The organism is Leptospira noguchii serovar Panama str. CZ214 (assembly GCF_000306255.2).
Taxonomy (GTDB): Bacteria; Spirochaetota; Leptospiria; order Leptospirales; family Leptospiraceae; genus Leptospira; species Leptospira noguchii.
This window is the reverse complement of sequence record NZ_AKWY02000031.1, coordinates 70,382-83,648: the sequence shown is the minus strand read 5'-3', so window position 1 is coordinate 83,648 and position 13,267 is coordinate 70,382. Positions and strand designations below refer to the sequence as shown.

Below are 13,267 nucleotides of genomic sequence, written 5' to 3'. Positions count from 1 at the left end.
TACTTTTATAAAAAAAATTTTTAATTGAGAATGATAGTCGCAAAACGGCGATTTCATGGTGAAATTTGGTTGTAAGATCATTGTCTTAGAAGTTGTAGAGATTTCTAAAAAAATCTTTATGATTGTGAATTATCAAGTTGTAAAAGTGGGTTTGGTTCTTTTGTAGAAATGATTATATGGAGAATTCCGTTGGGTGACTATCCTTTCCAATTTCCAGAATTTTCTTCCGGGTCTTTAAATGAAACGGCTAAGAAATTCATAAACTATTTAAAGATCGAAAAAAATTATTCACAAAACACAATCAACGCCTACAGTATTGATTTGAAGTTTTTTTTTGAATTTTGTGAAAAAGAACAACTGGATATTTTTCAGATTGAACCGGTGGATATCCGATCTTACTTTGCGTATCTCGCAAAAGAACACGAGATAGATCGTAGATCTCAAAGTAGAAAATTATCTTCTCTTAGAACCTTTTACAAAGTACTTTTGAGAGCAGATCTAGTAAAATCCAATCCAGCTACTCAACTTAGTTTTCCTAAAGTTAGAAAAGAAGTTCCTAAAAATTTTAGAATTAACGAAACAGAAGAAATTTTGGAATTTGAGTCAGAAAATGCTTCTGAAGTTTCGGAAATTAGAGATAGAGCAATGATCGAAGTTTTGTATTCTTCGGGTCTTAGAGTATTTGAACTTGTAAATGCAAAACTAAATTCTCTTTCTAAGGATCTAACAGTTCTTAAAGTTCTTGGGAAAGGACGAAAGGAAAGATTTGTGTATTTTGGCAAAGAGGCAGTCAATTCCTTACAACAATATTTGGAATATAGAAAGGTTTCTTTTCCAGACGCAGAGGAAATTTTTCTGAATCAAAGAGGAAAGAAACTGACGACCCGAGGGGTTCGATATATTTTGAATGAAAGAAGAAAAAAAATGGGCTGGGAAAAAACAATCACACCCCATAAATTCAGACATACTTTTGCGACCGATCTTCTCGATGCTGGCGCTGAGATTAGAGCTGTGCAAGAATTGCTCGGACATTCTTCTCTTTCCACGACTCAGATTTATTTAAGCGTGAGTAAGGAAAAAATCAAAGAGGTTTATAGAAAGGCCCATCCACATGCCAGAAAATAAAATTCGTTCTACAACCATTCTCTGCGTACGAAAAAACGGAAAAGTAGCCATTGGAGGAGACGGTCAGGTTTCTATGGGAAACACCGTTATGAAAAACACGGCTAAAAAAATCAGAAGGCTTTATGACGGAAAAATTCTTTCCGGTTTTGCCGGATCTGCTGCAGATGCATTTACACTTTTTGAACTTTTTGAAAAGAAGGTTCAAGAATTTGGAGGAAGTCTTTCTCGAAGCGCTGTAGAGCTTGCAAGAGAATGGAGAACGGATCGAATGCTTAGAAGACTAGAAGCGCTTCTAATCGTGGCCGATAAGGAAGAATCTTTTTTGATTTCCGGAACGGGAGACGTGATTTCTCCAGACGAAGGAGTGATCGCGATTGGTTCAGGTGGAAATTACGCGTTAGCCGCTGCTCGAGCGCTTTACGATCATACAAATCTTTCTTCCAGAGAGATTGTAGAGTCTTCGATGAAGATTGCGGCAGATATTTGTATTTATACAAACGATCATATCACTTTAGAAGAAATCCTTTAAAATAACAACATGACAAATCATCTAACAGACCAGGAATTTTTATCACAGGCAGAAGAAGAACTTACACCTAGAGAAATCGTCGCAAAATTGGACGAACATATTATCAGTCAGAAAAACGCAAAAAAGGCAGTTGCGATCGCTCTTAGAAACAGAACCAGACGTAAAAAACTGGATCCGGAAATGAGAGAGGAAATTTATCCCAAGAATATCATCATGATCGGACCTACGGGAGTTGGGAAGACTGAAATTGCAAGAAGGCTTTCCAAACTCTGTGGCGCTCCCTTTTTAAAAGTAGAAGCTACAAAATATACGGAAGTAGGTTATGTTGGAAGAGACGTAGAATCTATGATTCGCGATCTTGCTGTAATTTCTATGAATCTTGTAAAACAAGAATTTAGAATTAAAGTAGAAGAAACTGCAAAACAAAAAGCAGAAGAAGTTTTATTAGATATTTTGCTTCCGTTTCCGGGAGAAAACAAACACGGTTCCACTCATCAAATTACGGGTTCTTCTCAGTTTACGGAAGAAGAGGATAGAAAGACTCATTTTCTAGAGACCAGAGAATTTATGAGAAAAAAATTAAAAACCGGAAAGTTGGATGATCAAGAAGTAGAATTAGATCTTCCAAATCCGAGTGTGTCTCAGGTTCCTATGCTTCAAGTTTTTGGTGCGGGAAACTTGGACGATCTTGATAACCAACTTCAAAACGTTTTAGGAGATATACTTCCTAAAAAAAATAAAAAAAGGAAACTCAAAATCCCTGAAGCTCTAAAAGCTTTAGAAGAATCTGAAGCAGAAAAACTTCTTGATCCTGATAAAGTACAAAGAGAAGCGCTTAGAAGGGTGGAAGAAATGGGAATTATCTTTTTAGACGAGATTGATAAGATTGCTGGAAGAGAGGGAAAAAGTGGTGCTGACGTTTCTAGAGAAGGAGTTCAAAGAGATCTTCTTCCTATCGTAGAAGGAGCTACTGTAAATACAAAGATCGGTCCAGTAAAAACGGATCATATTTTGTTTATTGCAGCAGGTGCGTTTCACATGACAAAACCTTCCGATCTCATTCCCGAATTACAAGGAAGATTTCCGATTCGAGTGGAACTCGAAAAACTTTCGAGAGAGGATTTTGAAAAAATTCTTACTGCACCTCGCTCTTCTCTTACAAGGCAATACGAAGCATTACTTTCTACTGATGGAATTCAGTTAGAATTTTCTTCGGAAGGAATTCAGGAAATTGCAAGAATTGCTTATGACATGAACGAAAAACACGAAAATATCGGTGCCAGAAGACTCAATACTATTTTAGAACGTCTTCTTGAAGAAGTAAGTTTTGAGGGCCCTGATCTTCCGGAAAATCAGAGAAAGGTAAGGATAGACAGTAAATACGTTACCGATCGTCTACAGGGTGTTATTCAAAATAAAGATCTGAGTCAATATATTCTTTAAATAAACTTTTAGAATATACTGAATTTTTAATATAACGTTCCCAGAGAAGTGATTGTGTAAAAAAGAAATTTTGCATGAAATCATTGTTTTGTGATTATCTTATGGAATCTAAAAAGTTAGTTTAATTTAAAGTGAGCAGGGCGTAAGGAATTCATTTTTTTGAAAAAAGTTAAGATTTGAACTTTGTAGATCGATTCCTAAAATGTGGGAACTACCACAAATTACAATTTTACGAACTCATACTTTTTAAGTTTTGTGTGAATTTCCACATTTAGAAATCCTGAAATTCAGTGATTAACAATTTTGTAAATAGCCTTTTAGTTTTTTCAAAATATGATAGTTACCACATTCATTTTTTGCAATAAAGCGAACTTTTATGAAACAGGTTTTTTTTTATTATCAATGTTTCTTAGAATAATTTTCTATCAAGATTTCTAACTCGCGAAGAGGTTTTTAGAGTTTATTTCTAAATCTTTTAGGTTTTAATACTTTGTCTATTTTAAGAATAAAAAAGTTTCTTAATTTGATTTGACTCTTCTTTGAAAAATAAAATTCTATGACGTTATGTTTTTTAAAATTCAATTTTGCGTTTTTGGGTTTATTAGAATAAAGGCAAGTAAAATTTCAAACTTATTGTCTAGATGGTTTTCATTTTGTCTAAAGCGATTGGAAAGTTTTTCGTTTAAAATTCAAAAAATGTTTCAAGAATTCATATTCTTCTGTGAGTCATTTAATAAAAGTTTTAAACTTTTACGGATAAAAACCCACCAAACAATTCGATGGATTGAAATGTTTAAATTGAGTAATAAGATTTCTTTTGGTTGGAAAAAAATTTCCATTTATTTACTTTTATTTCTGTCTATAATTTTTTCCAACGGTTGTGAGTGGGTTCAAAAAACTCTCGTCGAAGTTTTAGGAGCGCCTGACAAGTATAAGGCGGAAGGGAATTCTAATCTTTTACAACCAATTTATTCTGGTAAAGACGTGACCAAAGAAAAAATTTTGATTTCACTCCAAGAAGTTTCTTCAGGGTTTCAACAACCAACAGATATTCAGTTTCCTCCTGGTGAAACAGAAACTTTTTTAGTTACGGAGAAAACGGGCACTCTGCGTTGGGGGAAGGTTCGTAAAAATGAAACCGGAATATTATTAACTCTGAATGTTCTTTCCGAATCCGAACAGGGACTTTTAGGTTTGGCATTTCATCCCGATTTTTTAAAAAATGGTAAATTCTATCTTAACTACGTCCTAAAAGTAAACGGAAAAGATACAAGTCGTGTAAGCGAATGGATAGCTTCTTCTCCTAAAGAATTAGAAAAATCTAAAATTACTTCTGAACGAATTGTCATGGAAGTAGTTCAACCGTATTCAAATCATAATGCCGGACAACTCGCTTTTGGTCCGGATCATTATTTATATGTAGCTTGGGGAGACGGAGGTTGGAAGGATGATCCGAAAAAAAATGGACAAAACCCTAAGACTTTATTGGGAAGTATGCTTCGTATCGATGTTAATTCTTCGGAAAATGGAAAGGGTTATAAAATTCCAGAAGACAATCCTTTTGTAAATGATTCTTGTTGTGCTCCCGAAACGTTTGCATACGGTTTTAGAAATCCTTGGAGGTATAGTTTTGATCCTAAAGGAAGGCTGATTGTTGCGGATGTTGGTCAAGATCTTTGGGAAGAGGTTAGTATCGTAGAGCGAGGAAGAAATTATGGATGGAATATTAAAGAAGCTTCACATTGTTTTGATCCTAAGCGAAATTGTAAACAAGAAGGTTTGGCCGATCCGATTTACGAATACGGTCGAGAAGAAGGTCAGTCGATTACTGGTGGTTATGTGTATTCTAATTCTCTAATATCCGATTTAAATGGAAAGTATATTTTTGCAGACTTTGTATCCGGTAGAATTTGGGCCTTGGATCTTCCGGACGAGTTCACACAATCTGCAAAAAAAGTTTATAGTCTAGGAAAATGGCCGTTACTCATATCTTCTTTTGGGAAGGACGCGTCTGGAAAAGTTTATCTAAGCGACTTTGGCAGCGGTAAAATTTATAGAATTGATCGTTCTAAGAATTAAAACCTGCACTACTTGAGAATTATAGAACGATTACTAAGGATTTTTATCATACAAACGCGTTTGATTATTGAATATTAGAATTTTATTATATATTTTTGAGTAAAGTTTTTCAGTGCGGGAATTTTACACATTAGAGTTGTTGAAAAATTAATTCTAAATTAGTTTCTGTTTCATGGAAACGGTAGATTAGAGCAGTTTTGTTGATCTGAATTATGGAATTTTTCAACAACTCTATTAAAAAACTTAACAATAAATATGCGGTTCAAAAGCGGATAAATTGTTTAAATATGGAGGGAACTACTGCAGAATGATTTAGCGATTATGATTGTAAGTTTGAAAATGAGTTTAATTTAGAGTATGACCTACTGTTAAAAATTGTAAATTTTGGAGGCAAAATTCTTGTTGTTCTTCGATTTCATTCAAGAATTTGAATTTTAGAATTGTGTTATTTTTTAATTTGTATAGATACCCTGAGAATGGAATGAAATCACCAATTTCCCTGTCCTTTCTCCCAGAAATTTGCAGAATTACTTGGATTTAACCAACAACCTCGAATTACCGCAAGATATAAAGAGTTCGCTTGATCTTGCGGGTTAGATTGGCAAGGGCTAGTCAATATCGTTTCGGTACAATATTCTAAAGAATCTTTATAAAAGTAATGTACTTTAGATGAACTATAGGATAGATATAAATCATCAAGATTTTTTCCCATGTCAAAAAACGAAGTTCCATTATATTCTTCATTACTTCCTAAAATTAATAAAGTGACGAGCGTATAAAATTCATTTTCTTCCATTTTGAAAACGTCAAACCCGCAGGAAGTATATCGGATTGAATAAGTTTCTACCATACGTTGTGTCCATTCGTATTTCGTGACGGTTAACGAAGAATCGACTCCGGATTCGTCTATATGTGCACCACCTATGTACAAATCAATGCATGTAATTTGAGATAAAATATTGAATATAATGAAAAGGAAAATTGATCTGTGAAATTTATTTTTCATAAAATTTGAAATATAAATGGAAAGTTTAAACTTCAAGTCGGCTTATTTTAAAATCTTAAAGCAATTCGTAGTTTTACGAATTTTTATAAAAAACGAAGCCAACGCAATTAATTTTTGATCTCACTACACAATTTATTCTTAAAAATAATGAACTTCTCTTTAATTAGTAGATGAATTTGTATAAAAGAAGAAAGGATAACTCGTAAAACTTAAAGATTATATTTATGAATTGATAGTTTTCATTACAAATAAAGAGCTACGTTTTTTTAAAATTTTCTTTTAAGTCGAATTTTCTACTGACTCTTATAAAATTAAGAACATTTTATACTTTTGAGTAAAGAGAATTCTATAATAAATTTATAATTTGCTAATGACTAATGTGAATTTTATAATACATTAAAATTCCATTTTCAGTCCGGTAATCGGATATTTCATATAAACTGTAGTAGTCCTTGCACCGGATGTGATTGTAAGTAAATCGAGAGGATTTAGGCCGATAGAATAAAAACCCTCGTCTATCATAGCAATTCCGAAACCTGCGCTTTCTTTTTCATTTAAAAATTCTGGACGAAAAAAATCTGCGGAATTTCCACGATCAAAAAGTTCTTTGTGTTTGAGTCTGGATTCTTGGATTCTCTGAAAATCTAAGTGATGAATGGGAGAATCGTTTCGAATTCGAAAACTTAAATCTTCCGAGGTGATACGAATTTTCAGAGAAATATTCATGTTGTACTTTTTGATTTTTGTTCGAACGTCGGTTAGAAAAGTCTTTTCGGTTTCTGTAAGATCTTTCTTTTTTGTACGAATTTTATCTTCTAAAAAAAGTACACTCTGTACTTGTTTTTTCACTTTTTCTGGAACGATATAACGATGCATTGCGTCTCTAAGCATAGAAGTTTCCATGATAATTTCTAGAAGATCTTCCGCGTCTTGACGACTGGATTCTCCTTGTTCTAATTTTTTAAGAAGTTCATCTCTAAAGATGATATGTCGAATGTTGGCCTTAATTGCATTAAGCAAAGCCTCCATAAGCCCACTGAACAGGTGAAAACCTGCTAATGGATTGGCTCCTATCTCTGATAAAATTCCATTTACGAGTTCAGATAAAATGTCTCGAGTGGGTTTAGTGAGACCTTTGAGTTCAAGATGAAAGAATTTTTTCTTCTTAAGAGCCTCGATATTTTTCAGAATCTCGTTGCCTTTAAGCGCCGTTTTCTGGTTTGCCATATATCCCCGCCGAGTTTTTTAGGTATCATTGATGTACAAAGTCTTTTACGCAAGTTTGTTTTAAACTATGAAATCAAAATCCTACATTTTTGAATTGATCACGCCAGACCTAGGAGATACCGACAAGATAGAACTCGTTCACTGGAATTCGAAAATAGGCGATTTAGTTGAGCAAGGTCAAGAGGTTTTAGAACTAGTTACAGATAAAGCGTGTTTTCCTATGGAGTCCCCAGTGAAAGGTACACTAACGCAAATTATAAAAGAGAAAGGGGCTATTGTTCGCAAAGGCGAAGTGTTGGGAATTTTAGAGCTTTCTGAATCCGAATGAAAATTCTTCATCTATCAGACTTACACTTTCCGACTTCTCTCCCATTCTTTCAACTTAAGGGTAAGATGTTTGTGGGATATTTAAATTATAATCTTAGAAGAAAGAGTAAATATCCTAAAAAAGTTTTAGATTCTATCTTAACTTTTATTCAAGAGACAAATCCGGATGCGATCGTAGTATCTGGAGATCTTACCAATGTATCTCATGAAGAGGAATTTAAAAAAGCCAAAAAAATATTAAACGAACTTCCTTTAGAAAAAGTTTTTTATATTCCTGGAAACCATGACCGTTATGTAAAACAATCTTCCGGAGAGAACGCTTTGTATGAAAGATATTTCTCTGAACTTTCAGGCGAATCTATTTCGCATAACAAAAGTTATATTCGAATCAAAAAGATTCAAAATCTTCATTTTGTGGGTTGGGATTCAAGTGTTCCTCTTTCCATCTTAAATGCTCATGGGTGGATCCATCCGGAAATTGTCACACAAACAAAAAGATTTCTTTCCGAAAAAAAAATTACGAATTATATTCTAGTATGTCATCATCCAATTTGGAATCCGAGTGATAAACAAGAAACAGTACATCATAAATTACTAAATCGAGAAGAGATCGTTTCCTTACTAAAAGAACAACCTCCTCTTGTTTATTTACACGGCCATGTTCATACGAACTGGGTAAAATTTCCTGGAGAAAAATTACCCTATTACGTAATCAATTCTGCATCTAGTACTCGTCTTCCGGATGTAAAACACGAAAGTGGTTTTCATCTTCTCGAAATTCAAAAACAGAAAGTTAAAATTCAAAGATATACTTACAATTTAGAAAGGTCTAAGTTTACGGAAGCCCCTTTGGTTTCCTATTTGGAAAAGGAATAGAATGGCAACAATCGAAGCAGTTAAAATTCAAAGAGAATTAACTAAAATCAAACATCCCGAGTTAAAGAAGGATATTGTATCTTTAGGTATGATCGGTTCCCTCGACATACAAGAAGGAGAAACAAATATACTTTTAAAAACTCCAAACCAAGACAGAAGAATTCAAATTGGTCTGGAAGCACAGATCCGTCAGAGCCTGGCCAAACTGGAAGGGGTCGGAAAAATAAAGATTAAATTTGAAGTAGATCCGAAACTCATTCTGGATGATTCCAATAAAATCCCAGGAGTTAAGAATGTGATCGCGATCGGTTCCGGTAAAGGCGGGGTAGGTAAATCTACTGTGACTGTAAACTTAGCAGCAATGGCGGCTTCTCTTGGATACAAAGTTGGGATCTTAGACGCGGACATTTATGGTCCATCCGTTGGAAAAATGTTTGGAATCAATGGAAGAGTGGCGTTAAAAGCAGAAGAAGATAAAATTTATCCTTTAGAAAAAGACGGACTCAAATTGATTTCGTTTTCTTTTTTAATCGATGAAAAACAACCAGTGGTCTGGAGAGGTCCTATGCTTGGAAAAGCTGTGGAACAGTTTTTATACGACATCGTTTGGGATGAACTGGATTATTTATTTATAGATCTTCCACCTGGTACCGGAGACGTTCAACTTTCTCTTGCACAGTTGATTGATTTGAATGGAGCTGTAATCGTAACTACACCTCAGTCTGTTGCTTTGTTAGACGCGAACAGAGCTTCCGCGATGTTTTCTCAAGTAAAAGTTCCTATTCTTGGAATCGTAGAAAACATGAGTGAATTCATTTGTCCTAAGTGTGGCCACGCTTCTGCCATATTTAGTAAAGGAGGTGGTCAGAAATTGGCAGAATCATCTGAAACAAGTTTTCTTGGTGGCATTCCTCTTACAATGGAAATTATGAATGCAGGAGAAGATGGTAAACCTATAATACTCAAGGATAAAAACGGACCTGTGTATCAAGCTTATAAAATCATATTCGATAAATTAAATGAAGAAATAAAAAAGTGGGAATAATACATGCTTTGGAGTCTGTTGTACATAGAGAGACAGAGACGGGAGGTGAACCTTGAAATTTGAAAAGGGATCCGAGAAAAACCCAACAGGTAATTTAATCGTATATTGTAATGTATTTGGTGAAAACCCTCTCAGCCCCGGAGGAAAGATCATCGCGTCTAACGTGGTTGTTAGCTTTCTAAAAATTGGGGAAAATTTTCCTGTCGTAACGTTTCCTCCAGTATCGTTGGAAAGTTATGAGGAATTAAAAAAGGTCATATCGGAAAATATAGAAAAATACGACGTGATCAAAATTAAAGACTTCGAGATGCCTGCGTCTAAAGAAGCTTCTAACGATTACATTCAAGAAAGAATGGATCAGTTCAATAGTGTAGTGATCAAATATGTAGAGATTTGTAAAAATCGGGAAGTAGGCGGAGGACAGGTCAATTTTCCGGAGGAAGAAAGTGGTGTTCGAGAATATTTAGATGTGCTCGCAAATCTTTCTCTTAAAATCAGAAGATCTACTGGAATTGCGAGAGAAGCATCTCTCATTAAAATGGATCAGCTAGTAGAAAACTTTTCGACGAAACATCCCGAGTTCGACTTAGATAATTTCAAAAAGGCACTTTCTTTGCCTGGACAAACCGGAGAGGAATTGATCGGACTTTATCTTCAAAAGTTCAACGCGATTTCAAAAGAAAACTATGAAGACGCATCCACGCTTAAGAAGAAAATTCACGACATAGAATACTTCGCCTAATCAGGATTATTCCCCTGTATTTTTAGGGGTCCATGGTGGATATAGATTCATTTCCATACCTAAAAGTTTAAAAACTTTTTCGCTGATAAAATCCCCTATGTCTTCTAGAGTTTTAGGTAATTGATAAAACCCTGGAGAAGCGGGTAATATGATCCCACCTGCATCGTGAAGTTCCAGCATATTTTTCAGATGAATCCGATTGTAGGGGGTTTCTCTTGGAACTACTATAAGGTTTCTTCTTTCTTTTAAAGTGACGTCAGCGGCTCTTTCAATTAGGTTTTCCGTCAAACCGGCGTTAATCGAAGCGATCATTTTCATAGAGCAGGGTAGAATTACCATCGCATTCCAAAAATTAGAACCAGAGGCTATATCCGCTCCTATATCCGTAAAACTACGGATTTCAAATTTATGATGATTAGTTTGGATCTTATATTTAGAAACGATAAAATCTAGTAATTCTTTTGATGAAGAAACCTGACATTCCATTTCCTCTCTGAAAACTCTAAGAGATGCATTACTACAGACTAAAAAGGTAGTTCCTTCGATCGTAAAAAGCGCTTTGATAAATCTTTCCACGTAAATAGAGCCACTGGCTCCTGCTATTCCTAAAACAAGTTTCATTTTATCTCTTCATTATATACAGAAATTTTAAAATTCTTTGGTCTACATTTTTAATTTTTAGAATTTATAATACTGATCTTTATAAAATTGAATGCTCGGATGTATAAAAATAATACAAAAAATTAACAGTCATTTTATTAAAAATATAGAAGTTCTTAAGGTTGTGTCTAATCTGGAATTGTTGACTTTTTTGAAGGATTCTAACTTTTACCATAGTTTTTTTTTCATACATCGGAATCTTAATCGTAAAGTTTTACTCTATTGTAAAAGATCGGGTATTCTTTTATATAGTTTTTGAGTGAAACCGAACTATTACAAACTAAGATTAAAGTCTCTAGAAGTATAAAATTATTGTAAATCCTTTTTATATTAGAAGTTTATGAGATAGAAAGAATGGCCACGTTTATTTTAGATTCATGTGGGAACTATTACATCTAATTATTGGGACTTCTATAAAATGAATTTTTAATTGAGCGGTAGTTACACGCACTAAAGAATATTACATTTGGATTTTATAAAAATTCCCAACATAAAAAACGATCGCTGTCATTTTTTAGAGTTTTGAAACAAATTCTAAGCGAAATTTACCGAGAAGTTTATAAGATTCTATTTCCTAAAAATAAAAATATAAAACTCGATCAAACAACAAACCACCAAACAGTATCAAAGAAATATAAGAATGAATCTGATAGAATTTTGGAGGAAAAAAATGATTTATAGAAGTCCTAGCAATTTTGTGTTCTTGAAAAAGAAAATATGAGATAACTACTAAAAATATGATAAATATAAATCCAAGTCCAGAAACAAAACCGGCCATAAACAAGAATCCGATACAAAGAATATGACTCGCGATTGCAATTCTAAGAGAAGTTTTTCTTCCGAACTTTGTAGGTATGGAATAAAGTCCTTCTTTTTGATCGAATTCTTGGTCTTGTAAAGCGTAAAGAATATCAAACCCGGCCAGATTGAATGCAAGACCAATTGTCCAAAGAATCGGTTCCCAAACGATTTCTCCTCGAACTGCCACCCAAGTTGCAAGTGGCGCGAGTCCGATCGAAAAACCTAAAATAAAATGGCAAAACCAAGTAAATCTTTTTGCCAAAGAATATCCTAAAAGAATGATCAAGGTAGGAAAAGAAAGTAGAAACGCCATCGGATTGATAAACCAACTCACGATTAAAAATCCGCAAGAGGATAGAACAACGAACAAAACCGCGGAACGTTTTGAAATTTTACCTGCTGGAATTTCTCTGTCTCGAGTACGCTCATTTTTTGAGTCTATATCCGTATCTACGATTCGATTAAAACCCATAGCTGCGGATCTTGCAAATATCATGGAAATCAAAATTAAAATTGAAAGAATAATCCAGTCTGATACAGATTTCCCTTGTGTTTTTAGAAAGGATAGAACAAACGCAATTCCAGCAAAAGGGAGCGCGAATAATGTATGAGAAAACTTAATAAGACTTCCGTATTGCTTCAGAGATGTTAGAGTTTGATTCATGATCTTTAAAATTCCAAAATTCTTTTCCTGCATAAAATCAGAAAGAAAGCCTAAAAAGCGATGATTTTTTCCGCCCTTTAAAAAAGGATACGTCTATGACAGCCGCTTTGACAAATCTTTCTTTATCCACAAAAAACATACGTTCTTTTCTTAACAAAATTATACAAGACCAGAAAATACATTCCAGATGGTTAAATACGATTTCTTTTTTAGAACATATCGGTTCTAGAAAAATTCTTGCGACTCAAAGCGGATTTGCGGTAGGAGAGATGATTTTGAGACACGCATCTGAAGAAACCAGACACGCCCACTTTTTCAAAAGAATGAGTGAAAGAGTTTCTCCGGGTACCTGTCCTGATTATCAAATGGAAAATCTACACTGCGGTTTTTCCGCATTCTTATATTTTCAAAGACTGGACGGAATGGTTTTAAAAAACTTAACTTCATCCGGTATCAAAGGTAAAAAACGATCCTTTCTTTCTTATCTTTATGTGACCCACCTCGTTGAAGAAAGAGCGGATTTTCTCTATCAAGAATACGATCAAATTTTAGAAGAGAACGGAATTCCAGTCAGTTTAAAAGCGATTCTGAAGGAAGAGGAATCTCATCTTTTGGAAATGAAAAATGCTCTTTATCAGGAAGATTCTGAATACAAAACACGTTATTCGTTATTTCAAGAAAAAGAAGAAAAAAATTATCTGAAATTTGAACAAACTCTATTGAAATCCGTAGGAATCGATTAA

General features: G+C 34.2%; 13 protein-coding genes. 9 read left to right on the top strand and 4 right to left on the bottom strand.

Annotated features, from left to right (window positions below):
- The first annotated feature begins 189 nt into the window (after nucleotides 1-189).
- The 4 genes from xerC to LEP1GSC059_RS16225 all read left to right on the top strand — a co-directional run bounded on the left by xerC (nucleotide 190) and on the right by LEP1GSC059_RS16225 (nucleotide 5,176).
- The gene (xerC, locus tag LEP1GSC059_RS16240) at nucleotides 190-1,125 is read left to right on the top strand and encodes a tyrosine recombinase XerC (protein ID WP_002176667.1); all 936 of its coding nucleotides are present in this window, start codon (nucleotides 190-192) and stop codon (nucleotides 1,123-1,125) included.
- Complete coding sequence (hslV, locus tag LEP1GSC059_RS16235) at nucleotides 1,112-1,654, top strand: ATP-dependent protease subunit HslV (protein WP_002149760.1); 543 nt, start codon at nucleotides 1,112-1,114, stop codon at nucleotides 1,652-1,654. The genes xerC and hslV overlap by 14 nt, the downstream gene beginning before the upstream one ends.
- A gap of 9 nt (nucleotides 1,655-1,663) precedes the next feature.
- Nucleotides 1,664-3,097 carry an ATP-dependent protease ATPase subunit HslU gene (gene hslU, locus LEP1GSC059_RS16230; protein ID WP_002176761.1) on the top strand — a complete coding sequence of 478 codons (1,434 nt, stop codon included), beginning with the start codon at nucleotides 1,664-1,666 and terminating at the stop codon, nucleotides 3,095-3,097.
- Nucleotides 3,098-3,793: 696 nt separating this feature from the next.
- Nucleotides 3,794-5,176 carry a PQQ-dependent sugar dehydrogenase gene (locus LEP1GSC059_RS16225; protein WP_036057869.1) on the top strand — a complete coding sequence of 461 codons (1,383 nt, stop codon included), beginning with the start codon at nucleotides 3,794-3,796 and terminating at the stop codon, nucleotides 5,174-5,176.
- A gap of 487 nt (nucleotides 5,177-5,663) precedes the next feature.
- Here the strand turns inward: LEP1GSC059_RS16225 and LEP1GSC059_RS16220 are convergent, their stop codons facing one another.
- On the bottom strand, nucleotides 5,664-6,182 hold the full coding sequence (locus tag LEP1GSC059_RS16220) for a hypothetical protein (protein WP_036057867.1): 519 nt from the start codon (nucleotides 6,180-6,182) through the stop codon (nucleotides 5,664-5,666).
- A gap of 396 nt (nucleotides 6,183-6,578) precedes the next feature.
- Nucleotides 6,579-7,409: a hypothetical protein gene (locus LEP1GSC059_RS16215; protein WP_002176534.1), complete on the bottom strand. Its 831-nt coding sequence runs from the start codon at nucleotides 7,407-7,409 to the stop codon at nucleotides 6,579-6,581.
- A gap of 67 nt (nucleotides 7,410-7,476) precedes the next feature.
- Between LEP1GSC059_RS16215 and LEP1GSC059_RS16210 the strand changes: the two genes are divergently transcribed.
- Genes LEP1GSC059_RS16210 through LEP1GSC059_RS16195 form a run of 4 tightly spaced genes read left to right on the top strand, consistent with a single transcriptional unit; the run spans nucleotide 7,477 to nucleotide 10,399 of the window.
- Complete coding sequence (locus LEP1GSC059_RS16210) at nucleotides 7,477-7,737, top strand: lipoyl domain-containing protein (RefSeq protein ID WP_002152108.1); 261 nt, start codon at nucleotides 7,477-7,479, stop codon at nucleotides 7,735-7,737.
- Nucleotides 7,734-8,612: a metallophosphoesterase family protein gene (locus LEP1GSC059_RS16205; RefSeq protein WP_002176746.1), complete on the top strand. Its 879-nt coding sequence runs from the start codon at nucleotides 7,734-7,736 to the stop codon at nucleotides 8,610-8,612. The genes LEP1GSC059_RS16210 and LEP1GSC059_RS16205 overlap by 4 nt, the downstream gene beginning before the upstream one ends.
- 1 nt (nucleotide 8,613) lies before the next feature.
- A complete protein-coding gene (locus LEP1GSC059_RS16200) occupies nucleotides 8,614-9,657 on the top strand; it encodes an Mrp/NBP35 family ATP-binding protein (protein ID WP_017213595.1) in 1,044 nt (347 codons plus the stop codon).
- 52 nt (nucleotides 9,658-9,709) lie between these two features.
- Nucleotides 9,710-10,399, top strand: coding sequence for a hypothetical protein (locus LEP1GSC059_RS16195; RefSeq protein WP_002176576.1), 690 nt, complete (start codon nucleotides 9,710-9,712; stop codon nucleotides 10,397-10,399).
- Between the two features lie 6 nt (nucleotides 10,400-10,405).
- Here the strand turns inward: LEP1GSC059_RS16195 and LEP1GSC059_RS16190 are convergent, their stop codons facing one another.
- Together LEP1GSC059_RS16190 and LEP1GSC059_RS16185 are read right to left on the bottom strand one after the other, a co-directional pair.
- Nucleotides 10,406-11,020, bottom strand: a complete 615-nt coding sequence (locus tag LEP1GSC059_RS16190) for a UbiX family flavin prenyltransferase (protein ID WP_002176495.1) — start codon at nucleotides 11,018-11,020, stop codon at nucleotides 10,406-10,408.
- Nucleotides 11,021-11,633: 613 nt separating this feature from the next.
- Nucleotides 11,634-12,557 carry a 4-hydroxybenzoate octaprenyltransferase gene (locus LEP1GSC059_RS16185; protein ID WP_017213594.1) on the bottom strand — a complete coding sequence of 308 codons (924 nt, stop codon included), beginning with the start codon at nucleotides 12,555-12,557 and terminating at the stop codon, nucleotides 11,634-11,636.
- Between the two features lie 62 nt (nucleotides 12,558-12,619).
- On the opposite strand from LEP1GSC059_RS16185, the gene LEP1GSC059_RS16180 reads away from it, so the two are divergent.
- A complete protein-coding gene (locus LEP1GSC059_RS16180) occupies nucleotides 12,620-13,267 on the top strand; it encodes a hypothetical protein (protein ID WP_017213593.1) in 648 nt (215 codons plus the stop codon).